The 21,935-nt window shown below is 53.6% G+C and carries 24 protein-coding genes and 1 pseudogene; 4 read left to right on the top strand and 21 right to left on the bottom strand.

Annotated elements, in window-relative coordinates; genetic code table 11:
• Positions 1-18: 18 nt before the first annotated feature.
• The 6 genes and pseudogenes from HP15_RS20755 to traJ form a co-directional block, all read right to left on the bottom strand.
• Positions 19-228: pseudogene (locus HP15_RS20755) on the bottom strand (hypothetical protein); the annotation flags it as partial.
• 5 nt (positions 229-233) lie between these two features.
• On the bottom strand, positions 234-2,294 hold the full coding sequence (locus HP15_RS20750; protein WP_014579488.1) for a DNA topoisomerase III: 2,061 nt from the start codon (positions 2,292-2,294) through the stop codon (positions 234-236).
• 18 nt (positions 2,295-2,312) lie between these two features.
• Positions 2,313-2,849, bottom strand: a complete 537-nt coding sequence (traF, locus tag HP15_RS20745; RefSeq protein WP_014579487.1) for a conjugative transfer signal peptidase TraF — start codon at positions 2,847-2,849, stop codon at positions 2,313-2,315.
• The gene (locus HP15_RS20740) at positions 2,846-4,753 is read right to left on the bottom strand and encodes a type IV secretory system conjugative DNA transfer family protein (RefSeq protein WP_014579486.1); all 1,908 of its coding nucleotides are present in this window, start codon (positions 4,751-4,753) and stop codon (positions 2,846-2,848) included. The genes traF and HP15_RS20740 overlap by 4 nt, the downstream gene beginning before the upstream one ends.
• A complete protein-coding gene (traI, locus tag HP15_RS20735) occupies positions 4,750-7,038 on the bottom strand; it encodes a TraI/MobA(P) family conjugative relaxase (protein WP_041646712.1) in 2,289 nt (762 codons plus the stop codon). The genes HP15_RS20740 and traI overlap by 4 nt, the downstream gene beginning before the upstream one ends.
• 31 nt (positions 7,039-7,069) lie before the next feature.
• The gene (traJ, locus tag HP15_RS20730) at positions 7,070-7,441 is read right to left on the bottom strand and encodes a conjugal transfer transcriptional regulator TraJ (protein WP_014579484.1); all 372 of its coding nucleotides are present in this window, start codon (positions 7,439-7,441) and stop codon (positions 7,070-7,072) included.
• 348 nt (positions 7,442-7,789) lie between these two features.
• Here traJ and HP15_RS20725 point away from each other — a divergent pair, with 348 nt between their 5' ends.
• From HP15_RS20725 to HP15_RS20715, 3 genes are read left to right on the top strand one after another with little or no spacing between them, the layout of a single operon-like run.
• Positions 7,790-8,221 (top strand): TraK family protein, encoded by a 432-nt coding sequence (locus HP15_RS20725; RefSeq protein WP_014579483.1) that lies wholly within the window; start codon positions 7,790-7,792, stop codon positions 8,219-8,221.
• Positions 8,221-8,946, top strand: a complete 726-nt coding sequence (locus tag HP15_RS20720; protein ID WP_014579482.1) for a nucleotide-binding protein — start codon at positions 8,221-8,223, stop codon at positions 8,944-8,946. Before HP15_RS20725 ends, HP15_RS20720 begins: the two co-directional genes overlap by 1 nt.
• On the top strand, positions 8,946-9,383 hold the full coding sequence (locus HP15_RS20715) for a conjugal transfer protein TraM (protein WP_014579481.1): 438 nt from the start codon (positions 8,946-8,948) through the stop codon (positions 9,381-9,383). Before HP15_RS20720 ends, HP15_RS20715 begins: the two co-directional genes overlap by 1 nt.
• Positions 9,384-9,433: 50 nt before the next feature.
• Here HP15_RS20715 and HP15_RS20710 read toward each other — a convergent pair whose 3' ends face one another.
• The 15 genes from HP15_RS20710 to HP15_RS20640 all read right to left on the bottom strand — a co-directional run bounded on the left by HP15_RS20710 (position 9,434) and on the right by HP15_RS20640 (position 21,222).
• The gene (locus tag HP15_RS20710; RefSeq protein ID WP_223253253.1) at positions 9,434-10,678 is read right to left on the bottom strand and encodes a phosphoribosyltransferase; all 1,245 of its coding nucleotides are present in this window, start codon (positions 10,676-10,678) and stop codon (positions 9,434-9,436) included.
• Between the two features lie 105 nt (positions 10,679-10,783).
• On the bottom strand, positions 10,784-11,128 hold the full coding sequence (gene kfrB / locus HP15_RS20705; RefSeq protein WP_020933271.1) for an IncP plasmid survival protein KfrB: 345 nt from the start codon (positions 11,126-11,128) through the stop codon (positions 10,784-10,786).
• Positions 11,129-11,289: 161 nt separating this feature from the next.
• Entirely contained in the window at positions 11,290-12,321 is a 1,032-nt protein-coding gene (locus HP15_RS20700; RefSeq protein ID WP_014579478.1) for a DNA-binding protein, read from the bottom strand.
• A 144-nt stretch (positions 12,322-12,465) separates the two neighbouring features.
• The gene (locus HP15_RS22430) at positions 12,466-12,609 is read right to left on the bottom strand and encodes a hypothetical protein (RefSeq protein ID WP_020933273.1); all 144 of its coding nucleotides are present in this window, start codon (positions 12,607-12,609) and stop codon (positions 12,466-12,468) included.
• Between the two features lie 80 nt (positions 12,610-12,689).
• Positions 12,690-13,715 carry a transcriptional repressor gene korB gene (locus tag HP15_RS20695; protein ID WP_014579476.1) on the bottom strand — a complete coding sequence of 342 codons (1,026 nt, stop codon included), beginning with the start codon at positions 13,713-13,715 and terminating at the stop codon, positions 12,690-12,692.
• The gene (locus HP15_RS20690; protein WP_014579475.1) at positions 13,712-14,470 is read right to left on the bottom strand and encodes a ParA family protein; all 759 of its coding nucleotides are present in this window, start codon (positions 14,468-14,470) and stop codon (positions 13,712-13,714) included. The genes HP15_RS20695 and HP15_RS20690 overlap by 4 nt, the downstream gene beginning before the upstream one ends.
• Positions 14,470-14,766, bottom strand: a complete 297-nt coding sequence (locus tag HP15_RS20685) for a transcriptional regulator KorA (RefSeq protein WP_041646701.1) — start codon at positions 14,764-14,766, stop codon at positions 14,470-14,472. The genes HP15_RS20690 and HP15_RS20685 overlap by 1 nt, the downstream gene beginning before the upstream one ends.
• 118 nt (positions 14,767-14,884) lie before the next feature.
• Entirely contained in the window at positions 14,885-15,235 is a 351-nt protein-coding gene (gene kleE, locus HP15_RS20680; protein WP_014579473.1) for a KleE stable inheritance protein, read from the bottom strand.
• 132 nt (positions 15,236-15,367) lie between these two features.
• Positions 15,368-15,604 (bottom strand): stable inheritance protein KleA, encoded by a 237-nt coding sequence (gene kleA / locus HP15_RS20675; protein ID WP_041646699.1) that lies wholly within the window; start codon positions 15,602-15,604, stop codon positions 15,368-15,370.
• 151 nt (positions 15,605-15,755) lie between these two features.
• Positions 15,756-16,010 carry a hypothetical protein gene (locus HP15_RS20670; protein WP_014579471.1) on the bottom strand — a complete coding sequence of 85 codons (255 nt, stop codon included), beginning with the start codon at positions 16,008-16,010 and terminating at the stop codon, positions 15,756-15,758.
• Positions 16,003-17,070, bottom strand: a complete 1,068-nt coding sequence (locus HP15_RS20665) for a hypothetical protein (RefSeq protein WP_014579470.1) — start codon at positions 17,068-17,070, stop codon at positions 16,003-16,005. The genes HP15_RS20670 and HP15_RS20665 overlap by 8 nt, the downstream gene beginning before the upstream one ends.
• Before the next feature lie 40 nt (positions 17,071-17,110).
• Entirely contained in the window at positions 17,111-17,545 is a 435-nt protein-coding gene (locus tag HP15_RS20660; protein ID WP_014579469.1) for an antirestriction protein, read from the bottom strand.
• 121 nt (positions 17,546-17,666) lie between these two features.
• Positions 17,667-17,963: a hypothetical protein gene (locus HP15_RS20655; RefSeq protein ID WP_014579468.1), complete on the bottom strand. Its 297-nt coding sequence runs from the start codon at positions 17,961-17,963 to the stop codon at positions 17,667-17,669.
• 1,732 nt (positions 17,964-19,695) lie between these two features.
• The gene (gene trfA, locus HP15_RS20645) at positions 19,696-20,826 is read right to left on the bottom strand and encodes a plasmid replication initiator TrfA (protein WP_014579466.1); all 1,131 of its coding nucleotides are present in this window, start codon (positions 20,824-20,826) and stop codon (positions 19,696-19,698) included.
• A 48-nt stretch (positions 20,827-20,874) separates the two neighbouring features.
• Complete coding sequence (locus HP15_RS20640; RefSeq protein ID WP_041646692.1) at positions 20,875-21,222, bottom strand: single-stranded DNA-binding protein; 348 nt, start codon at positions 21,220-21,222, stop codon at positions 20,875-20,877.
• Positions 21,223-21,320: 98 nt separating this feature from the next.
• On the opposite strand from HP15_RS20640, the gene HP15_RS20635 reads away from it, so the two are divergent.
• Complete coding sequence (locus HP15_RS20635; RefSeq protein WP_041646689.1) at positions 21,321-21,704, top strand: transcriptional regulator; 384 nt, start codon at positions 21,321-21,323, stop codon at positions 21,702-21,704.
• Positions 21,705-21,935: the final 231 nt, after the last annotated feature.

Here is a 21,935-nt window from a genome sequence, read left to right as displayed (position 1 = left end):
ATCCTCTGGTACTGTCGCGTCTACCAGGTCCGCGTCACTTTCGGCGGCGTCCTCTTCTGACAGTGCATCCTCAACAAACGCCCCTACGGTTTCGGCCTCTTCCGGGTCAAACTCGGTTTGATAGCCAGGGGTCATTGCGTCATCCAGCTTTTCGCGCAAGGCTTCGGCTGCATTCGCCTGGTCGTCAAAAGTGCTCTGTTCCAGGTTGTCATTGGTTTGTGTAGTCATGGGTATTACTCCTTGTCGGTATTGTTGCGTCCCTTGCTGTAGTTGGGACGGCCTTTAACATCGGGATAGGTCTGCTTGCAGGTCGGGTAATTGGAGCACCCCCACCAAAAGTGACCTTTCTTCTTCGGTAGTGGTCGGCGGGACAAGCCAGCCCCGCACGACATGCACTTGAATACATCGGAAACCGGGGCCGCCTCTTTGCCGCCTGCAATAGCAACCGCGCCGTCATTGGCTTTGGCAACCTGCTCCCTAATAAACGCCTCTTGTTTGGTGATAAACGCAGCCAAGTCAGCTTTGCCCGATTCAACGCTTTGCAGCATTCGTTCATAAAGGGCAGTAAGCACCGGGCTTTTCACTACTTCCGGCAGGGCGTCGATCATGCTTCGGCCCAAGGTAGTGCTAATAATTTGCTTGCCCTTAGTCTCCAGATAATTGCGGCGCTTTAATTCGGAAATGATGGATGCCCGCGTTGCCTCGGTGCCGATCCCGTCACCTTCGCGCAGCATCTTCTTGTGCTGTGGGTCAGTAACAAAGCGGTGAATATTCACCATTGCAGTGATCAACGTACCTTCGGTGAATCGAGCCGGTGGCTTCGTCTTGGCGTCCCTTCTTGCGGCTTGGCCGCAAGTAATCGCGTCACCTTGGCCCATCTTGGGGAGTGACTGGCTTTCGTCGTCCTGATCGCTGTCGTCCTCGTCTGAATTGTCCAGGTACACGTCATGCCAGCCGCTTTTAGTGACTACTTTGCCTTTTGCGCTAAACGTCTCGCCTTCAACATCGACGGTAACGGTCGTGCTCATAAACTCATGAACCGGGTAAAACTGTGCCAGGTATGCCCGCACAACCAGGTCATAGATATTGCGCTCTTTGTCATTGAGCTTGTTTAGATCGCCTTTGTGCATCGTCGGGATAATCCCGTGGTGCGCCGACACCTTTTTATCGTTCCAGGTACGGGACCGGATACTGGTATCCGCTCCATCAACAATGGACGCCAGGCTAGGGTTCACAGCTTTTACCGATGCCAGCACGTCCGGGGCGTCTGCAAATTGAGATTCCGGCAAGTAAGCACAATCGGTTCGTGGGTATGTGGTCAGCTTGTGTGTCTCGTACAATGACTGACAGGTTTTAAGCACGTCCTCGGCGCTATAACCGAAGCGTTTTGACGCCAGGGCGGTCATGTCGGACAGGCTGAATGTCAGCGGGTGATTTTGCTTTTTGGCTTCCTGCTTGTATTCGCTGATAGAGCCAGGCTTACCAGTGAGCGATTCAACCAAGGCATTCGCAACGGCAGTGTCTACAAGCCTGCCTTCCGCATCGAGGCCCGCTTGATCTTCTTTTGCCTTCCAGCTCGCCCAAAAAGCGCCGTTCGGGTGCTGAATTTCGGCACGAATAGTGTGGAAGGGCACCGCCTTGAATGACTCAATTTCGCGGTCCCTGGTAACAACCAGGGCAAGTGTAGGGGTTTGCACTCGTCCAACGGTCAACAACGCCCTGGAGCCGCCCCGCTGCGCTCTCAGGGTATAAGCACGGGACAGGTTCATACCAATAAGCCAGTCAGCCTTGCCGCGCCCTTCGGCAGCGTCTGCAAAGCCGTGGTATTCCTGGTTGTCTTTCATGTTCGCCAGTGCTCGCTTAACGGATACCGAGTCAATGGCGTTCGACCAATAGCGGATCACCGGCTTTTTGTTATTGAAGTGCTCCAGCAGTTCATCAACCAGTAACTGGCCCTCACGGTCGGGGTCGCCAGCGTTCACGATTTGCGATGCGGATTTAAGCAGACCTCCGATAACTCGAACCTGTTTCTTGGCGTCATCCTTGGGCCTTAAAATCCATTCATCCGGGATAATTGGCAGTTCATCAACGCGCCAAATTTTGCGCCCCTTGTCATTTGTTGGCACATCATCAGGGGTGTATTCATCAGGCCCGGCTTGCTCCAGCATGTGGCCGAAACACCAGGTAACTTTGTCACCGCCGCATTCAATGTAACCGTCACCCTTTCCGGTAACGCCTAGCTCGGCGGCAATGGCTTTTGCTACCGAGGGTTTTTCTGCAATAAATAGTTTCATGGTGGTTCCCCCCCTTCCCTACCAGGTAATAACTGGACGAATGACGCTCTTAACTTGCGAGCGACTGACTGGCCCGAAGTAGCGACCATCAAAAGAGGTATCGCTTACATCAGACATAAGCAGCAGCTCAGAGCTGCCGAGTGTGTATTGATTGGATTGGTAGCGCGGTAACTCGCGGCCATCGAGGTCGGCCTTAATGGGTTTGCTATGCGGTAACAGCTCACCATCAACGGCAACGCCGTTATCCGTTACCGTTACCGTGTCGCCTTTAGCGGCTAAAATTCGCTTCATCATGTAGCCGTAATCACCAGGGCAGAAACCTCCAGCGATATAGTCGCGCTCTTTAGCTGTGGCAAAAACGCCAACGTCCGGGGGGCAAAACAGGACATAAGCCCCTTTTTCAATAGGGGCGTCCGTTGTCCAGTAAAGTCCTACCGGGATGCTCTTAGTTGTATTGATACGCGCCCCGGCTGCGTAGCTAATGGCAGCAAGCGACATTGCCGCAACACCGGCAATGGCTATCCCTGCATAGATTTTTTTCAGGCTGATTTTCATATTGTCACGCCCTCCCCTTCCGGCTCCGCAACTATGCGCAGCTTGTCGCTGATTTTCGGGGCATCCACGCTTGCACGGGCCTGAAAAACAGGGTCTTTGAAGTAGAGCGGCTGCTTGCCATAAACGGCGGGATACCCGGCAACGTAAATCACCATGTCACCGGCTTTTTCAATGTCACCGGCTGCATTCTTGGTAGGCCCCGGCATACGCAAACATTCATCAGGGGTGAGCAATGGGCGCTGTACTTCTTGAATGGTGCGAGAAACCTGCCCGAGCATGGCCGATGTGCGGCGGCCACTGGTAGTGATTTGCTCTTTAACAACGGTGGTTTGCCCGGTCAGGCGTGACAGGTGTTCCGCTGTTTCAATACGGTTCGGTGGGTAAGCATTTTGAACGTGGCAGTTAGACGTTATGGTTTCGTCTGGACCATAGCCAGTTTCACGGCTTTTGAGCTGGTTCAAATCTTGGCATATCAGGTAACACTTGATGCCATAACCGGCGACGAATGCCAGCGACTCTTGCAGGATTTCCAACTTACCCAGGCTTGGGAACTCGTCCAGCATCGCCAACAAGCGGTGCTTGTAGTGCGCAACTGGACGCCCTTTCTCAAACGACATTTCATCTGCCAGCAGGCGGATAATCATATTGGTGAGAACGCGAACCAAGGGGCGCAAACGGGCCTTGTCGTTCGGTTGAGTCACGATATACAGACTCACCGGGTCATCGTGATTCATCAGGTCTTTGATACGGAACTCAGACTTGCTTACGTTGCGAGCAACTACCGGGTCACGGTACAAAGCTAGGTATGACTTGGCTGTTGAAAGAACGGAACCGCCTTCCTCTTCGGGGCGGTCCATCATGTCACGGGCAGCAGAGCCGACCGCTGGATGGTTTTGGCCGTCAACATGGCCGTAAGTCGCCATTTCCATCCAAAGTTCGCCAGTGTCTCGCTCAGGATCGGCCAGCATGGCATCAACAACCGGCAAGGTTGCCGGGGTGCCTTCGTTCTTTGACTTGTAGAGCGCGTGCAGAATGACGCCAACTAACAAGGCATAGGATGTTTTCTGCCAGTGCGAATCCATGCCCTTGCCATCAGGGTCCACGATAAGCGTTGCGAGGTTCTGCACGTCGCCAACTTCGTATTCCGTGCCAATCCTGATTTCATCCAAGGGGTTCCAGCACACACCGCCGTTACTCGATGCGGGTTCAAAGCGAAGCACCTTGTTCTTGGCGTGCTTTTGACGCCATCCGGCAGTCAAAGCCCATAGCTCACCTTTAAGATCGGTAATAACGCTACTCTGAGGCCATGAAAGCAAGGTAGGAACAACCAGGCCGACACCTTTACCCGAACGGGTTGGGGCATACGTCAATACGTGTTCAGGCCCGTTGTGTCGAAGATAGAAAAAGTTGCCGTCTTTATCTTCCCAGCCACCAACATAAACGCCGGTTGAGGTAGGGGCGTCTTTACCTGTTACCACTTCCAGGGCCGTGCGCTCACGCGGCAATAAACCCGCTGCCTGAATATCCTTTTTTTCAGCCCAACGGGCCGAACCATGCAGGTATTCACTGGCTTTAGAGCTGTTCGACGTGACTACCTTGGCAATGGCTACACCCAGCAAGCCAACGGTCGTGACAACCATTCCGATGCTACCGGATCGCATGAACTCGTCGGGATAGATGCTGTACCAGTCACTAGCCCAGCTCAGAATTGACCAGGGCGCATATACGTGGTTGATATGGCCGCCAAGGTTGTCCTGGTAATTAAATGTGTAAGCGAAAAACTGCGTTGCTGCTTGCAAGCCACCAAGTACGGATACCGCACCCAAGGCAGGCAATAGGCGTTGCTTCTTCGGTTTTCTGTCGCGCACTTGCGGGCCGACTGCGTTGTTTATTTTTGGCTTCATCTGCTCCTTCCTTTTGATCTCTTGAGCGAACCTTGCGGAGTGACGGTCACGGCTTCCCCGATGCGAACACGCTTCATTCGTTGCGCCGTGGCCTTGTCGATTGGCAGCACTAAGACTTCATCCCCGCGATTTAATAGGGCCAATGACTGCCCCTGAACATTCCGAGTGCCGCCATAAGTAACCGCACCATCCTGGTTAGTATATCGTGAATGATTCGGTATATCGAAACCTTTTAGGCGTTTTGCCTCCCGCTCGGCAATGTATTTATCTGCTGCGCTGGTCTGATCTGGCGTTATTCCTCCTGACCCAGAAACTCCCCATCGCAGTTGGTTATCTGGTTTGGCTCCTTGGTGCTCCAGCTCACTAGGTGCATTACCCGGCAAAAGCACTTCACCTCCTCGGGCGAAGCGAACCACACCGAGTGAGGACAGCGTTCGCAGACGGTTTTTTGCGAAGGACGGCGGTTCTCCTCCAATGCGCCCAACGTGGGGCTTGTTGAGGATAGGGCGGCTTCCATTTCCGGCGTCATTTCGACCGCCTGCTGTGGTGCTGCCGGTGCTGGCTGACTGTCCGCGTCCTCGCTGGCCGTCTCCGGCTCTGCCTGCTGTTGTTGCTCGACTGTCGGCGGTTCCTCTTCCTCTTCCGTTGTCGTCGGCAGGTCCCCGCTCAGCGCGGCCATTGCTGCGTCTATCAGCTCGTCCTCGCTCATTTCCTCTTCTGGCTTGCTCGTTTCGTCGGTCATTACTGTTCTCCTGTTGCAATAGCTGCTGCCTGCGGCGCTCTAGGCCCGCATCAGCAAAAGTGATTGGTAAGTTTGAAGTGGCGGCGGCAACGATCACCTGGGCTTTAAATTGAGGTGAACCAGTAACTGTGATCCGGCTGCCATATCGTTCCATTGCCACGCGCAAGGCTTCGGTCACGGTGTCGCCGTTAGCTGCCTTGGAAACCTGTAATTTGTCGCCATCATCCCGAACGGCACTTTTGCCGGTGCGGAAAATGATGGTTCCTTTCTTGGTGATATTGTCCGTAACAGGGGCGTGACCAGGCTTTGAACCACCTTCCCCTTTGATAGTGTCGCCCTGTAGTCCCTTTGATTGCTCCCGCGCTCGTAGAGCCTCCAGAGCCTTCTTGTCACCATTAAGCGCCTGCTGTTTCAGCCAATCCGCCCAAGCTCGACGCTTGTACTGGTCGTATAGCTCCTGCTTCTCGCGCTTGTAGTCCTTGTTAATCGACTGGATTTCATCTTTCAGGGCTTTATGGGCTTGCGCGTAAAGCAGTTTCTTAGAAATACGACTGCCACCCATGAGCTTGATGGCCGAACGGCGCAGACGGTTTGACCGTTTCGCGGCTTCTATCCGGCGATCCTTTCTACCCCTGGCGTTATTCCATTCAACCTTACGCGCAGCGGTCAGGTTCTTTTGTTCTTCCTGATACCTGGCGTACAACTCGGTTGTATTAACCTTGAAGTGAGTAGGGCGCTTGTCGTATCGGCGTTTTGCTTTTCGCTCGGCTTGCGCGGCTGTTTCTTCAAAAGCCCCAAGTCGCGCTTCCAGCTTTGGCTTGGATAAGTCACGGGCGACGGTACTGGCCTTAACTTGGGTTCCGTCCTCAGACTCAATAACAAAGCCATTGGCTCGCTGGCGAATCTCCAGCCCGTTATCGCTCATAACCTGGTGCAGCTCTTCCCAGGTCTTAGCTGTCTTTATTTCTTCCAGGCATTCCCGCTTAATCCAGCTCACCAAACTTTCAATGCCAGCGTGCCGCTCCATGTCAGACGCCCGACCCTGAGAGACACTTTTGCGGCCCTGGTGATTGTCCTTCTGCAATCCATATTCATCTTCGAGCGCGTCACACAATCCGCCCAAGGTTCGATAATCCTGATAAGGCTCGTGCATCGTGTTTCTGGTTGGATGAATCTTGTTGATTGCGATATGAATATGGACGTTATCAGTGTCGTGGTGTACAGCACTGACCCGTTGATGGTCCGCATAACCAAGCCCTGCACAAATCCGCTCTTCTACCGCTTTCAGAACGTCATCCTCGGGCTTTTCTCCAGCCGGGAAGCTGACTATTAGATGGTATGTTTTATCGCCCTTAGCGCGTGTGTTGCCCTGCTGCGTGGCAAGCACCTCACCAATTACGGCCTGCATGGTGTCAGCCTCGCAATTGGTCGCATTCACCAGACCAAGACGCTCGGTTTTGCTTTGCTCGTCAGTGATGTACTTCACTAATCCCGCAAAGTCGGATTTTTTCAGCGAGCGCATAGGGACGTGCTTTGCTATCAAAGGCCACCCCCTGGAGTTTTAGCCGCTAAAATCATGGCTCGGACCTCGGCATTACAACCTTGGTCATGACCTTGCCCATTTCCTCCTGCGTCGCTTCAATCTTGCTGAGCACAGCAAGGATTGTTGATTGGCCGAACTGAGCCGTTCGCACGTCATCCGTTAACCAAAGCTTTAACAGTCCACCTAAGCGGCCAAGGTCGCCATTTATTCGGGCCAACTCTCGGACCTGCTCATAATCGACCACCCCTTTTATTTGATAGCCCTGCCCGACTTCACGCAGATAACGGGCAACACTCATGCCCGCCCGGGCAGCTTGCGCCTCGATAGCTTCTTTTTCGTCGTCAAAGACTGGCACCCGCAAATGATGTGATCGCTTTTTGCCAGGCTTCTTTTCCTCACTCATATATATATGCACCTCTCTATCAACCGGCGGCAGCCGGTAGCCTCGCAGAGCAGGATTCCCCGTTGAGCGCCCCCGGCGCGAATAAGGGAAAGTGAAGATAGTTAATCGGCTCCGCCGATTAGCTAACTTCACCTATCCTGCCCGCCTTACGGCGTTGTTTACACCAAGGAAAGTGTACACCAGCCATTGTGTTTTACCATGTTTTTCGTTGAAAAATTGCGGATATATCGTAAAATGCGCTAAAGTAAAGGCATAACAGAAGAAACCCGCATGTTTCCTTGCACTAAAACGACGCTTTACGCGATAACATGCACAGGAATACACAGGTTTACTTTCACAGGTTGATAAATGGGAAAATTCACTGACGGGCTAGAAAAGTGGGTCCAGGAGCGCGATAAGCGGCAAAAAAAGAGACGGCAGGACGCATCTGCCGTCGAGTTTTTGGCCGTAAAAAAGGATGTGGCCGAGGCGATAGAGGCAGGGTATTCGCTCAAAACGATTTGGGAATACCTGAAAGAAGGCAAAAAAATACGGTCTACTTATGAGACATTCCGCCGCCACGTTAAACGCTTCATCAAGGCCGCGCCGAAGGACCAACCAACTTTAGCCGCTAAAAACGAGGCCGCCGCCAGCCCCGCGACCAACAAGCAGCCCGACGGCAAACGGGATGCGACACCAAAGGCGGACAAGAGCGAACCCGAAGAAAAGGAAAAGCCGCAATTGCCAGGCACTGGCGGCTTTAAGTTTGATGCTAAACCCAACAAAGAGGATTTAATCTAATGGCAAAAGTACATCTAGTTCTACAAGGAAAGGGCGGCGTTGGTAAATCCGTGATCGCTGCCCTTATTGCTCAATACAAAGCAAACAAGGGGCAAACGCCGGTTTGCGTGGATACCGACCCGGTTAACGCTACGTTTGAAGGCTATCAGTCACTGAACGTGAAACGCCTTAACATTCTTGAAGAGGACGAAATCAACACGCGAAACTTTGATGCCCTGGTTGAGCTGATCGCAACCAGTGAAGATGATGTGATTATCGACAACGGGGCCAGCTCTTTCGTCCCGCTGTCTCACTACCTAATCTCAAACGAGGTTCCTGCCCTGCTCCAAGACATGGGGCACGAAATGGTTGTTCACACCGTTATCGCTGGTAGCCAATCACTCCTTGATACTATCAACGGCTTTTCACAGCTTGTAAGCCAGTTTCCCGCCGAGTCACTTTTTGTTGTGTGGCTCAACCCCTATTGGGGGCCAATCGAACACCAGGGCAAGACGTTCGAGCAAATGAAAGCCTACACAAACAACAAGGCTCGCGTGACGGCCATCATTGATATGCCAAAACTGAAAGATGAAACCTATGGCCGAGACTTTGCAGAAATGCTTGAAAATCGCAAAACTTTTGCCGAGGCCCTGGAAGATAGTTCGCTTTCAATCATGACCCGGCAGCGCCTTAAAATCGTTCGCGGCCAAGTGTTCGGCCTGCTGGATAACGCGGCGGTGCTGTAATGTCCGATAAGATCGAGGAAACCATTAAGGAAATCGCAGCCAAGCACGGCATAGCCGTGGGCCGCGATGACCCTATATTGATCCTGCAAACCATCAATGACCGACTAATGCAGGAAAGCACTGCCGCCCAGCAAGCCAACCTGGACGCCTTTAAAAGCGAACTGGAAGAAATTGCGCATCGGTGGGGGGATGATGCAAAAAACAAAGCTGAAAGGACGCTGAACGCCGCTCTGGCGGCCAGCAAAGAGGCAATGGCCGCAACCATCAAAGAAAACGCCAAGGCGACGGCAGCGGCAGCCAGGCAGCAAGTAGAAGAGGCGATAGCCCAGGAACTCAAGCCCTCGATCCGGGAAGCCCGCAGGGTGTCTTACATGAACTTGATTGCGGCAGGAATGGCCGTTTTCGCGGCGGGCCTTGCGTTATGGGCGTCATGGTAAAGGTGTTGCAGCAATACAAAGAAAAGCCCGGTCATGCCGGGCTTTGTTGTCTATTGAGGCGGTCGATTCAACCCAAGGGATAAGCCCCTGCTTTTCTCTTGGGTTTGCTTCTTCTCCTGCTCCTGTTTTTTCATTAACGCCTGGTGCTGCCGCTCGGCCTGCTTCATTGAATCCCAATCCGCAGCCAGCTCGGGGTTCTCTGCCCGCATCTTCCTGGTCGCCAGCTCTTCAACACGCGGCGAATGCAACCCCATACCTTCCTTAATTTCCCGGACTGTCTCCAGGCGAGCATGAAGCGTCTGGAGCCTGCCTTGCTGTTGCGCCTGGGAAGCCTGCCAGGCTTTCCGGGTTCCAGGCATAGACAGAAAACCGGGGCGGTTTGATTGCGTTTGTTGCAATCGAGCTTGCTGCCGGTTGATCAAGTTTTCTAGCCGATCCTCAATGCTTTCAACCTGGTCATGTTTGGCCTGGACATACATGGCAAGGGTTTCTTGATAGCCCTGCTCAACGGACGCCCCTTCAATCATGGCCTGCTGTTCGACTTCCAACCCCTCAGCAGACGAAACTAGACTTTCTCCGGTTAGACCCGAACGCCCCGCGCTTTTTGAGCGCGGCGGCGCTTCAACTCGGTTCGCGCCCAATCGCTCGATGCCTTCATGTCTTGCCGCAGTGATTCTTTCTCTGATTGCGTCAACGGTCTTGGCTGATTTGAGGTGTCCAGCTTCACCTTGTGTGAGTTTGTCGGTTCCATAACCAAACGTCTCCTGCCAAAATTGATTCATACTCGGGCCGTGCTTATTTTCAATGGCTGCCAACATGGAAGGCTTAACCGGCAGGTTAAGCGCCCCTTCATGCGCAGTCATCACCGAAGCAGCGACAACTTTGCCGCCTCGATTCTCCACATAGCCCCGCAAAGAGGCGACCGTTCCCCCCATTGTCAAAGTGTCGTCAACAACCAGGTACTTTTGCCCCTGTTTAACGTCACCCTCGAATGTAGGATTGAACGCCAGGCGATGGTCTGCGCCGGTATCAGTTCGACCTACCTTGTCGCTCTGGATTATCCCCAGCTCAACATCAAGGCCCAACCGATCCGCAAGCGCCTCGGCCATTGCCAACGGTATTTTGTTGTTACCAGCCGCCTCAACGGCCAAAACTGGCAACACCAGGGGCTTGCTGTCCCCCATTTGCTCCCTGATCTTCTCCACCGTTTCATCGGTGAGAAGCCTATCTACTAGCTCGATAGCAGCAGGCATGTCGCCAGACTTGGCTGCCTGGTACTCGGGTTCGTTTTTCAACGCTCCCAAGTCTCCATTCCTTATCACTTGAGGAAAATCGTCCCAAGGGGCACGCTCCCCGATTCCTAGCTTACTCAAAGGCACCTCCCGTTTTAGCCGCTAAAACTATCGGGAGCGTCCTCTGCTGAGTTTGACAGCCTGGGCGACTAATGCCTTGCCCTGGGCGTCGTAGCTAATGCTTTTTGCACTCCCAATATCAGGTACTATATCGAAATCTGACTTAGAGTGCATGACAAAGTTTTTGCCTATCTGCTGGTATATTTTGTTGTTATCGGCATGAACAATCACGCCATCATGGCGCTGTGACTTATCGGCTTCCTTAGCCATGTAAAGGTTGTATATGCCGGGCTTCAACGCTCCGGCCTTATCAACCTTTTGATTAGCCCATGCGCCACCCTGGTCGGTCTGAACGATCCGCTGGCCGTTCATAACCAAAAGGCGTTGCTTCATTTGCGGCGCTCCTTTGTGTTTTCTTCTACTGCTACTGGTTGCAAAGTCCCCGCCCACAAAAAAGCCGACCTCGGCAACCAAACGAGGCCGGCTTGCATTCTGGCCGGGAAAATCTGTCAAGGATGCCTTTAATAGTACGGTAAAAAACCCGATTTATCAGGTTATTTCTGCGAACCGTCGCCCTTCTCCCCGCGTGAAAGCGCAATTTCTAGCCCTTCAACACGTCCGCGCAGTGCCGCCGCTTCCTCTCTGGCCGTCGCCACCGCCGCCAGGGCAGAATCGCGCTCCGCACCTGCTTTCTCGACTTCACCTGTCAATACAGCAAGTTTTTCCTCGGCTTGCGCCTGTTTGGACTCCAGGGAAGAGTTGACGGCAGCCAGTCGCTCAGCCTCGGCCTGTGCGGCTGCTTTGGCCTCCTGGGCACTCTCCAGCGCCTGACTGTGCTGCGCTCGCAGCGCCTCGACTTGCTCCTGGTACTCTTTAGCCGCTTGCTTCGCATCGGCTTGAGATTGTGCCAACTCTGTCTTGTGATCCTTGGCCGCCTGCTTTGCATCAGCCTGGGCTTGTGCCAGCTCGGCTTTATGGGTGTCGGCTGCTTTCGCTGCGGCCTCCTGGACACGTTCCAGCGCCTGACGGTTTTTGTCTGCCTCCTGGTGCGCCCGATCCAGTTCGGAACGCAAGTCATTGGCTCGCCGCTCCATTTCACCACTACGGGCCTCGGCGGTAGTGGCTCGCTCGGTGGCCGTGGTCAGCTTGCCTTTCAAGTCGTCCACTTCTGCCCGCAACTCCTGGGCCACGCCCTCCAGGCTCGCAACCTGATTGCGCGAGTCGTCCAGGTCTGCCGATAGCTGATCTGCCAGTTCGACAGCCTCAAGTCTGGAAGCCTCCATTTCCAACCGGGCCGCTTCCAAGCCTTCGCGCTCACTAGCAAGGCGACCGTTCGCCAGCTCCAGGGCCACGCCCCAAATCTCGGCCCCAACCTCCGACAGCTTATCCATAACACCAGGCGGGGGCGGCTCTTGAATCGGCGTAGCGTCGGCAGCCTTGGCCGCTCGCCATTCCTTCATTGCTTCACTGATCGTGGTGTAACTGCCGCCGTCTAGGGCCTTGCGTACCGCTGCAAGGGTAGGGTTTTGACCGGCTGCGTCCAGCTCGTCGGCCACCTGGAAAATCTGCTCTTTGCTGATTGCCATAATGTTCGCCCTCTGTAGTATGTTGTATTGTGTATTATACTACAACATACTACAAAACCAAGCAAGGATACATTTCGTGCAGGTAAAAAAAAAGCCCCGCAAAAGCGGGGCAGGGTGGGTGTGGTTCATGGCCGTGTCACGCTGTCACGCGGCAGCTTCGGCCCTCTGCAAGTGATCGAGGACGTGCGCCAGGTCGGCCATTGTCATCAAGGGAAGGGTAAATGATTTCTTTTGCTCCAGGGCGGCGCGAATCCGGCCTGCAATCATGATACAATCGTTGCTACTCATCGCTAGTACCTCTCAACTGGTTAGCGTGGGTTATGGCCCTGGATACGGTTGCCGCCGTGCCCAGGGCTTTCTTTTTGGGGTTAAGCTCCGTCCATCAAGGCCATCAGCTCAACCGTTCCAAGGTCCGCTTCAAACTCGTGGCCGTCGTCCTCGTATTTGATCCAGGCCCAGCCCTCAGCAGTAGGACGACGATTAAGCATCAGTCGGCCCATGCGCTCGTCATGCTTGACCATGATAATCGCTTTTTTCAGCTTGTCCGGGTCTTGCTCCTTCGGCTCCTTCTTCGGCGGGGTTTCGCCCTCTTCCTCTTCCTGGTCGTCGTCGCCTTCGGCATCAGTCTGGCCGGTGAAAGCATCCACGGTGTTCGGGTCGCGTTCCTCGTCCTCATGCTTGCGCTTGTCGTCCAGGTACTCACGCAGCAGCTTCACCGATCCGCGTGTTATCTCCTGCTCGTCGTCGGCCAGCCAGGCAACAACCTCGTCCGGGTTCTTCTTGTAAGCCTTAACCAGCTCGTTAATCACGGTCACGTCATTAACGCGGCCAGTGTTGAATGCCTCAGCAATCGGTTCCGGCAGGTCGAGCAAGGTAACGTGCTGGCTCACGAATGCAGCGGATTTGCCGATAGCTGCCGCAATATCCCCCTTCTTAACGTCCTTAGCCAGTTCGCGGCCAATGTAGTCGGCAATCTCGCGGGCCGTCAGCTCGTTGCGTTGCAGGTTTTCAATCACCTGGTCCGCTTCGTTGTAATCGTTGTCGATAAACGCCGGGATAGTTTCCTTCTCAGCGATACGGCTACCACGGAAGCGGCGAGCGCCGTGGTTGATGATGAAGCGGCCCGGTTCGTCCTGGTTCTCGCGCACTGAAATAGGCGTTTTAACGCCTCGATGGCGAATGGTAGCGGCCAGCTCTTCCAGGCTCGATTTTGAAAAGCCAGGGTTGTCCTCGGTACGTGGCTGGTTTGGATCTTCATCTATCAGGTCCAAGGCCAGTTCCAAGGGGCCAGCGCCGCCGCCGTTGGTGTTTTCGGGGTCGTTCAGAAGCCCGGACAGGTCGCCAATACCCTCCAGACCCAGCCCCTCCATTTTCTGTTCTTTTTGCGCGCTCATGCGGTGATCTCCATTTTTGTAAACACAAGGTCAGCCAGGGCGCGAACTTCTTTCGCGGCTTTTCTGGCAGCCGTTTTTTTGATTTTCCAGACCGGCACCCCGGAAGCGAGTGCGTCCGCTATGCTGCTACGCAGGCCGATTGTGGTAGGAAGCATAAGTTGCGGAAATGCCTGCTGGAGCTGTTCCAGGTGGCGACCGTGGCGGGGGTTTCGTCCGTCCACCTTGCTCGGCACCATGCCCAAAAATTGCAGCTTAGGGTTAGCCTTGCGCACGTTCGCAATGGCCGCATTCATTTTCTTGATGCCTTGAATTGAATAGGCTTCCAGCTCAACAGGGGACAGGACATAATCCGCAGCAATCAGCGCGGCGGCCATACTCACACCAAGGGAAGGGGCCGTGTCGATCAAGCACACGTCAAAGCCTTGTTCTGCAAGGCTCGCAATACCTGCTCTGAAATGTTCACCAGCGCGACCAAGGGACATGGTTTCCATGTTTGCCAAGGCGGCGTCAGACTCAATAAGAGCCATGCCAGGCGCGTCCCCTCCATTCACAACGTCGAACGGGCCGCCATTGAAAAAGTTGCTTGCTACAACGCCCGTGCGGAACTCCTGGAGCGTGTAAGAGGCATTACCCTGGGTATCCAGGTCGATCACGGCCACCTTTTTGCCGCGTTCATAGAAATCAAACGCCAGATGCACCAAGGTTGATGTTTTGCCGACGCCGCCTTTTTGGTTTGCCGTGACCAGTGTTTTCATTACGTGTCCCTTTTCTTCTTGGCGTCCTCCGCCCACTTCTTGACGATGAACGCTTGATGTTCCGGCAGTATTGCCGTGACTCGCTCGTACCCCTCCGGCGTCAGCGCCTTGTGAGCGTCCCAAATTCTCTTGACGGCCTGATTGACCGCTCCTTTTGTCACTCCCAATAACGCTACGAACTCGGCTTGAGTTTTCCCCTCCACCAAGACGCCATGCGCTATTTCGAGCGTTTGCTGTCCTACTCCCAAGCCCTTGATTGCAGCTTGAAATTGGGACTCCGTTAGTTGTTTCTTCATGGATTGCACCCATACCAACTCCACACCCTAGTTATTGACTGAATGACGGTGACAGCCGCCGAATACATAAAAAGTATAGCTATACTTTAGGATCAGGTCAACACTTTAGCGGCTAAAATTAAACGCCTTTGGGTTTGAATACCGACACAAAATAAGTGAGGACAGTCAGCACGGCAAAATGAGCCAGGAACGTCCACCCTGCATGTACCGTTGGATCATCCCAGTAGTACACGGCGCGGACACCCTGAAAGAAAACGTCGATAGAGATAACCCATTTAAGCAACGGCCACACCAGGACAACGCCTATCCATACCCAACGCAGAATAGCCGCCAGAAATCCCCCGCCTTTCTTCGGGTTGCTCTGCGGCTTGCTCGGCTGTTGCTTGGCCTGTGCTTTTGGTTGCGGGTCCGGCGGCCCTGAATCAGTAGGGCCAGCTTTCGGAAACTTGATAATATTTGACTTTGACATATTCTTGACCCTCCACGCCTTCCGTGCTCCAATTATCTATTGCTCTGCAAATAGGGCCACACCCTAGAGAGCATTGGTTTCGGTGTGACAGCGCCGGGCCAAGCGCCCCGGTCTAACCGGGGCGTATCCTTTCTAAAAATCAGCCCGGTGTTTTGCCTGTTCTACGGTCTCAATCGACCATTTCCCTTTGGCGTCACCTTCCAGTTTAAGACTGGCAAAATAAGCCTCTTCACGCAGTTTTGACGCCCGCTGTTCCAGCTCCTGAGCTTCTGCCATCTTGTCCGCAATGGAGTCACGGCGAGCGGTGAAGTCAGTCGCGGCTACGTTCGGCAGCGCATCGACCCAAGACATGATTTTGCTAGTAGTCATCGGTATTCCTCGGTTATTGACCTGGGCAGTATGCCCGGCCTTCACTTAATATATTAGGGCAAATTGCCCTATCTTGTCAAGCGGAAAATTCCGATTTATCGAAACATTTTAGCGGCTAAAATCACAATTCCAAGCCTTTCCTTCCTGGCGTTCAACTCTCTTCCCAAATTTTGCCCAGCCCGGCCATGTCACAAAGCAATGCCCACGCGGCATAAGGAATGTGCGTTTCCTCGCCAATCCAGCGGCGCACCGTTCTGTCTCCCTTCTGCCCAAGCCCGACTTTTCTGGCCGCTCCGCCGCCTGTCAATTCAGCCAACCGCAACACTTCGCGGATTTCCTCGCCTGTCGGGCGCTCCCACTTTTCAGCAGGACGCAGGCATTCAAGTCTAATATTCGGGTCACTCATTGTTTGTTTCTCCTGTGTCTATTACGGGGCGCAATTGATCAAAGCTGTAGATCGTATGCACCGATTTAGGGTTGAACTGAACAACGCGCCGCCCGTTCCGATTGATTCGGTACTTTGTCGGCTCGTCGTCGTGCGCCCATACCTGGGAGGTGTGAGGGGACAATTTCGTGATAATAACGAACTTGCCTATATCCTTTTCAAATACAGGATGATGGACGCTAACAATCTGGCATCGCTGCCCAGGTTTAAATCGTCTAGTTTCTTCCCTGGCGTTCATTTTCGCGGCTTTAGCCGCTCTTGGTTTTGCGGCCTCCGGCTCTATTTCCGGCAGCTCCTTTGTCGGCTTGTCCGCTTCGATCTTTGCTTGTGCTTCCTTGGCCCACTTCCGCGCAATAAATGCCTTCTGTGGAGGCAGCACAACGTCCACAAGAGCGTAACCAGGGGGTACGTCAAGGGTTGCTGGAGAACGTCGCGCAGGCGGCTCCAGGGAAGCCAGAACGGCGGGGAGGGGGGATCGAGAAAGCCGGTCCCTATCTTCCGTTCCAATCTCTGGCCGTTTGTCCTTGAGGTAATCAACCAGTATGGCTTTTGCAGCCTCTTCCACTGTCGAGCCAAACCGCAGGCCGTCGAAGTGGGACCGATACCCTGTCTCTGATATAAACCAGGCGTCCAGGTCTACCGCATGAAAAGAAAAATGAGCGGTTCCCTGGCTGCCAAGGCTGCCAAACTCGACCAAGACACGCATACCATCGACAACAGAAACAAACGCCCCTTTCTGACCCCATTTAGGAACCGCCCCGGTATCAGCCTGGCAATGTCTTTCAACCACGTTACCAGGTGAATCGGAATCCGCGTTGCATCCAAAGAAGGTGCCGCCGTTCATTTTCCAGATAACCGCCTCATACCGGGCCATTGCCCCGGCAACCCTTTCTGCATCATCGACCAGTACAGCAGCGTGCAGGTCATTCACGGCCCCGGCAGCCAAGTCCAGCAACGCGGTTTGTTCGTCGGGCATCGAGGCGGCCAGCTTCGCCGCTTGCTCGTCTCTCTTATTCATCATCGCCACACAATGGCCCCAGCTTGCGCCGGGGCCTCTCCTATCAGTCGATAGCGCCAAGGATCGCAGCGGCTTCCGCGTGATCAAGGGCGTACTCTCTCAGGAAGTGATAGCGGTCAATCAGGGCGTCACCCTCGGCGGTGCCCTGGGCTTCGGCTGCAAGGTGTCCAAATGCGAACAACGTGGCTACGATCCCCGCCGCGTCAGCCGACATAGAGCCAGAAAACCAGTTACCTGAAACCTCCAGGTGCATTTCGGTATCAATCGCAGGAGCCATGTAATAGCCGCCGTTCGATAGGGTATAGAAGTGCCAGAACGCGCCTTTGTAGTCCTGGGAAAGATTACCCATGTAACCCAGCACCAGGGCTTCGCCGCGCATCATGCGAGCTTCACCAAATGCAGCAGGGTAAAACCCCATGCGGTTATCTTCTGCGACCAGGGAAGCAGTAACAGGGGTGTAATCGGTTGTATCAGTCATCGGAAATTCTCCGGTTATTGACCTGGGCGGTGTGCCCGGCCTTCGATATGTATAATAGGGCATTTTGCCCTAATTAGTCAATAGGCAAGCATAAAAAAACCCGGTTAAACCGGGCTTTTTTTTAGTGAACACAAAGGGTTAGTGTCGGCTTCTTCGGTTCGGGCTGCTCCAGCTCCTGAATCCGTTTCGCGGCTTGCTCTAGGCGTTTGTGAGCCGCTTCCAAGCTCTTCCCGTGCTCTTCTCGGTCGGCAGGCTTCGCCCGTTTGCACTCCAGGGCTTCGACAAGCCCAATAACGCGCTCGACACGCTCAACCCAATAGCGAAGCTCCTGGGCACCAACGCAGGCGTGATAATCCACGTTTGCCATGCGGTACAGGTGATCAACTGAGTTGCGAAATTCTTTAACTGATACGTTCATCGGAAATTCTCCGGTTATTGACCTGGGCGACTTACCCGGCCTTCTGTTTATAACAATAGGTCAAAATGCCCTATCTTGTCAAGGGCAAATTGCCCTAATTGATGGGTGGACCGAAAAAAGGGGACGCGCCCCTTAGCTCCAGTTCCGCCACATACGGTTTAGTTCCAGGCTTCGGCCTCGCCACTGCTCCCCTAGCGCCTTAGTGGCCGCAGCTCTGTAGTTAATCCGCGTATGGATAGTGCATCCAGCTATAGCGTGCTTGATGCTGTCGTAACGGTCGAATGCTAGAGCTGTTTGGTAGCCAAACCGTTCAACACAGCGGCGATCCAGACTGGCCCGAACTCGCCCGCCCATTCGTTCCCACTCCCGAAACATTTGCATAAAAGTTTTCTGTTTCATAATGCCCCCTTGGCTGGTAGGGCAGGCTTTCGCCCGCCCCTCAAATGTCAATGAAAGTCAGGCTCAGCGCCGCATTCGACACAACCGGCCTCGTAAGGATCGGCCCCAGCTTCTCCGCATTCGTTGCAAATCCAAGTTGACTCTTCTGGCTCGGTAGCAACGCGGCTGAATCGTCCGCTCTTGGAGTCCTCCAACCATTCGCCCTCGCTCTCAAGCTGGAATGTGAACGTGTGACCGGCACGGCAGGTGCCTTGCCACGGTGTTTCTGGGGTGTCGGTATCTTGGGGAACAGGAGCGCCGCAAGTAGGGCACAGGGGGCGTGTTAGATCAGGGGTGTAAGTGTAAATCGTCATCGGAAATTCTCCGGTTGTTGACCTTGGCGACTTGCCCGGCCTTCTGTTTATAATAATAGGGCAAAATGCCCTATCTTGTCAAGGGCAAATTGTCCTACAAGCCCCATTTTTAAAGGGTTTCATTGACATTTGAGGGGCTGATTCAAGCTCCGATCTGGCCGCCTCCTTTCCTTGGCGTACAAACAAACGAACTTCCCAACTTGCTCAATAGTTTAGGATTGCCTCAGAGGCTCCAGGGGGCACGGTCTTTGACAATCGGGGAGTCCAGAGGGGCGGTAGCCCCTTTGGGCATAGCGCAGCGTAAACGCACGATTCAATGGGGTGAGGACGCGAAGCGGCCGAGGGGCTTGCCCCTGGGGGGATGGGAGGGAGCGCAGCGACCGGGAGGGATTGAGAAGGGGGGGTCTCCCCCCTTCGGGGGCCGGTTTTCGCTTTTCGGTTTTTTCTCGCCAAATGAGTGTTTTTCGCCCAATTGGTTATAAATAAATGGTTATATTATTGGTATATAAAGGGTTAAAAGAAGGTTAGAGGGGCTAAAAAACGATTATAACGCTTTGTTTTTATTGGTTTTTTAGGATCACCCCCGCCCCTCAAGTGTCAGTAAACCCGCCCCTCAAGTGTCAGTATTTTGCCCCTCAAGTGTCAGTAAACCCGCCCCTCAAGTGTCAATAGGTGCGCCCCTCAAGTGTCAATAGCGTAACGGGGTTACTAACAGGGTTATACCTATGAAATGTGGATAACTCTTAGCCAAGGTCTGGCTTTCGCCAGGTTTGGACGCCAGGGAAGGGGTGTTTTTCAAGCTGGCCCTTCAAGTGTCAGTAGTGCGCCTAGTCCGCTGGCCCCTCATATGTCAACTAACGCCCCTCATATGTCAACCAACAATATTTATCCCCATAGCCTACCCACAGGCTTAGCCCCTCATAAAGCAACAAAAAAGGGGCCGCAGCCCCTTTGTTCTCGATGCGTGGCCATGATGGCCATCAGCTTCGCTTGCAGTGCAATTGCTCCCCGGCAACCCAAGCATGGGCAACAAGGCCGCTTTCTCTCAGCTCGTCACACGCAGCCCCTACCTGCTCCCGCCACTTCTTAGCCCTGGTTGATTCTGAGCCGCACATAAGCCGGAAGGTTTCTAGTTTCAACGGGAACGGCTCCTTGTGTGAAGCAAAGTAATCGAACATACGGCGGGCCGTGGGGGACAGCTTACGGTACTTGTCCCAAATAAAGCGGGAATAGTAATCACCAGCGAACAGCACAACCATTTCTTCATCAATCATGACCTGGCATCGAGAATTGCGCTTGCCTCGATCCAGGACACGAAACCGGCTGATTAGTGACAGTGACTCAAGCCGTCCAACTCGTTTGGATTCAAATTGCATGGCCGATGCTTGCAACCGTGACAAACACTCTTCGGCCTTTTTGTAATAGCGGCCATTGATTGACCATCCCAAGTCCTTACACAGCTCATAGAATGTAAAGCTGATAGGGTCGCCAATAGGCGAACGCTTGGAATACTCCATGACCTGTTGCCATACCAACTCGTCATCCTCCGCCCGTAGCTCTACGCCTGTGTAAGTAATGTTCACATCGTCACCGATGCTATAGATAGGCTCGTTTTGCAGGGCCAGGCGGGGCGCTCGCTTGTTACGGACAGTGAACAACGCCGAGCGGGCGTAGTCGTTCGGCAGTGCCCGCATGTGATCCCCCCAGGGGGCAATATCGAACAACGATAACTGAGCGTCTTTGATCTCTTGTTTAGTGTGTTTTAGCAACGCTGCTTGCCGGGCTTCGTCAACCTTCGAGGCCAGTGCATCCGTCGCGCCTTTTTTTCGCCCTGGCTTCTTGTCGCTCATGGTTTCCCCCTTGGCAGCCGGGGCCGGGTCGCTGGCCTCCGTGGTGTTCTGTTTTGCTTTGGTCGTATCAGAAAGGGCAGGGGCTTCGGGTTCAGGAATACCCGGCAGGGTAATAGCCTCGCCTATTGGGCGAACCTCCGCTTGTGCTGATCGGTTCCGATAATAGTTGGTCCTGGACGCAATTTCTTCCGCTTTGTCCGGCTCAACACCGCTATCAATCAGCTTTCGGATATATTCTTGTTTATTAAAGTAATCTGCCATCTAGTGCCCTCCTGGGAAACACCCCAGCATCAAGCCGGGGCAACCGCCTTACCCCTGTTGTTGTCCTTCCGGGGCTTTTGTGTCTAGGTAATCAATCTTTTCTACAATGAAGTCGGTGCCAAACTCGGTTTTGCCATCTTTTTCAAAGCGAGTGTTTTCAATGCGGCCCTGAACAAACACCTTGGAACCTTTCCCCAGGTAGCGGCCTGCATTGTCGGCTATCGCACCAAAAGACTTGATGCGGAAAAAATCGGTCTTCTCTTTCTTGTCAGCTCCCTTGCCCCATGTGCTGTTAACAGCAATGTCAAAAATTGCGCGACTGCTGCCGCCCTGGCTGTTATGTAGCTCTGTATCACGGGTAAGATTTCCGATAAACTGAAACATATTGTGGCTCATGGTAGAGTCTCCTTTCGTAATGACAAGGGGAGTATAGCTATACTTTTAAACCAAGTCAAAAACTTTAGCGGCTAAAATCAGCCTACAAGAGAGGCAAGGTGTACAATTTCATCTTCTTTACTAACGTGCTGCGCATCCTAGACGAGCGGCACATGACCAAAAACGAGCTTGCGGAACGCTCTGGCGTTTCCATTTCGTTTTTGTCGGATTTAACAACGGGTAAGGCTAATCCGTCACTGAAAGTGATGGAAGCCATAGCGGCAGCCCTTGAAACGCCGCTCCCTCTTCTCCTGGAGTCAACCGACTTGGATCGGGCAGCACTAGACGCATTAGCGGGCGGGAAAATGCCAAATAGCTTGCCAGCAGGCTATGAACGTGTTTGTGCTGTACTTCCTGAGCATCGCGCCTTCCAAGTAAAGAAGTGGGGGGAAGAAACTAGAAAAAAATTGCGGGACATGGACACCACACAAAAGGACTATTGACTTTTTTGTAATAAATCCCTCCCTGCCGCTGCTAAATTTTAGCGGCTAAAAAGGCTGCCGGGCCTTTCAACACCGGAATCACCGAAAAGGATCGTTGCGTTACAGGCAAGATATAGGCTCGCGGGTGTCTCACTCGTGAGCCTCAAGGACGAAATTACCTAAACTTTTTTCTTCGTTATGTTGCACGGTCTTAATTTTCGGTATATCGTATGTACTAGAAACGGATTAACC

Source organism: Marinobacter adhaerens HP15 (genome assembly GCF_000166295.1).
Taxonomy (GTDB): domain Bacteria; phylum Pseudomonadota; class Gammaproteobacteria; order Pseudomonadales; family Oleiphilaceae; genus Marinobacter; species Marinobacter adhaerens.
Note: the sequence above shows the minus strand (reverse complement) of the source record. Positions and strands in the feature narration are given on the sequence as shown.

What these genes read in the sequence shown, in the direction of transcription:
- HP15_RS20750 (WP_014579488.1), bottom strand. Translation starts at nt 2,294, where the DNA reads ATGAAACTATTTATTGCAGAAAAACCCTCGGTAGCAAAAGCCATTGCC.
- traF (WP_014579487.1), bottom strand. Translation starts at nt 2,849, where the DNA reads ATGAAAATCAGCCTGAAAAAAATCTATGCAGGGATAGCCATTGCCGGT.
- HP15_RS20740 (WP_014579486.1), bottom strand. Translation starts at nt 4,753, where the DNA reads ATGAAGCCAAAAATAAACAACGCAGTCGGCCCGCAAGTGCGCGACAGA.
- traJ (WP_014579484.1), bottom strand. Translation starts at nt 7,441, where the DNA reads ATGAGTGAGGAAAAGAAGCCTGGCAAAAAGCGATCACATCATTTGCGG.
- HP15_RS20725 (WP_014579483.1), top strand. Translation starts at nt 7,790, where the DNA reads ATGGGAAAATTCACTGACGGGCTAGAAAAGTGGGTCCAGGAGCGCGAT.
- HP15_RS20720 (WP_014579482.1), top strand. Translation starts at nt 8,221, where the DNA reads ATGGCAAAAGTACATCTAGTTCTACAAGGAAAGGGCGGCGTTGGTAAA.
- HP15_RS20715 (WP_014579481.1), top strand. Translation starts at nt 8,946, where the DNA reads ATGTCCGATAAGATCGAGGAAACCATTAAGGAAATCGCAGCCAAGCAC.
- kfrB (WP_020933271.1), bottom strand. Translation starts at nt 11,128, where the DNA reads ATGAAGCAACGCCTTTTGGTTATGAACGGCCAGCGGATCGTTCAGACC.
- HP15_RS20700 (WP_014579478.1), bottom strand. Translation starts at nt 12,321, where the DNA reads ATGGCAATCAGCAAAGAGCAGATTTTCCAGGTGGCCGACGAGCTGGAC.
- HP15_RS22430 (WP_020933273.1), bottom strand. Translation starts at nt 12,609, where the DNA reads ATGAGTAGCAACGATTGTATCATGATTGCAGGCCGGATTCGCGCCGCC.
- HP15_RS20695 (WP_014579476.1), bottom strand. Translation starts at nt 13,715, where the DNA reads ATGAGCGCGCAAAAAGAACAGAAAATGGAGGGGCTGGGTCTGGAGGGT.
- HP15_RS20690 (WP_014579475.1), bottom strand. Translation starts at nt 14,470, where the DNA reads ATGAAAACACTGGTCACGGCAAACCAAAAAGGCGGCGTCGGCAAAACA.
- HP15_RS20685 (WP_041646701.1), bottom strand. Translation starts at nt 14,766, where the DNA reads ATGAAGAAACAACTAACGGAGTCCCAATTTCAAGCTGCAATCAAGGGC.
- kleE (WP_014579473.1), bottom strand. Translation starts at nt 15,235, where the DNA reads ATGTCAAAGTCAAATATTATCAAGTTTCCGAAAGCTGGCCCTACTGAT.
- kleA (WP_041646699.1), bottom strand. Translation starts at nt 15,604, where the DNA reads ATGACTACTAGCAAAATCATGTCTTGGGTCGATGCGCTGCCGAACGTA.
- HP15_RS20670 (WP_014579471.1), bottom strand. Translation starts at nt 16,010, where the DNA reads ATGAGTGACCCGAATATTAGACTTGAATGCCTGCGTCCTGCTGAAAAG.
- HP15_RS20665 (WP_014579470.1), bottom strand. Translation starts at nt 17,070, where the DNA reads ATGATGAATAAGAGAGACGAGCAAGCGGCGAAGCTGGCCGCCTCGATG.
- HP15_RS20660 (WP_014579469.1), bottom strand. Translation starts at nt 17,545, where the DNA reads ATGACTGATACAACCGATTACACCCCTGTTACTGCTTCCCTGGTCGCA.
- HP15_RS20655 (WP_014579468.1), bottom strand. Translation starts at nt 17,963, where the DNA reads ATGAACGTATCAGTTAAAGAATTTCGCAACTCAGTTGATCACCTGTAC.
- trfA (WP_014579466.1), bottom strand. Translation starts at nt 20,826, where the DNA reads ATGGCAGATTACTTTAATAAACAAGAATATATCCGAAAGCTGATTGAT.
- HP15_RS20640 (WP_041646692.1), bottom strand. Translation starts at nt 21,222, where the DNA reads ATGAGCCACAATATGTTTCAGTTTATCGGAAATCTTACCCGTGATACA.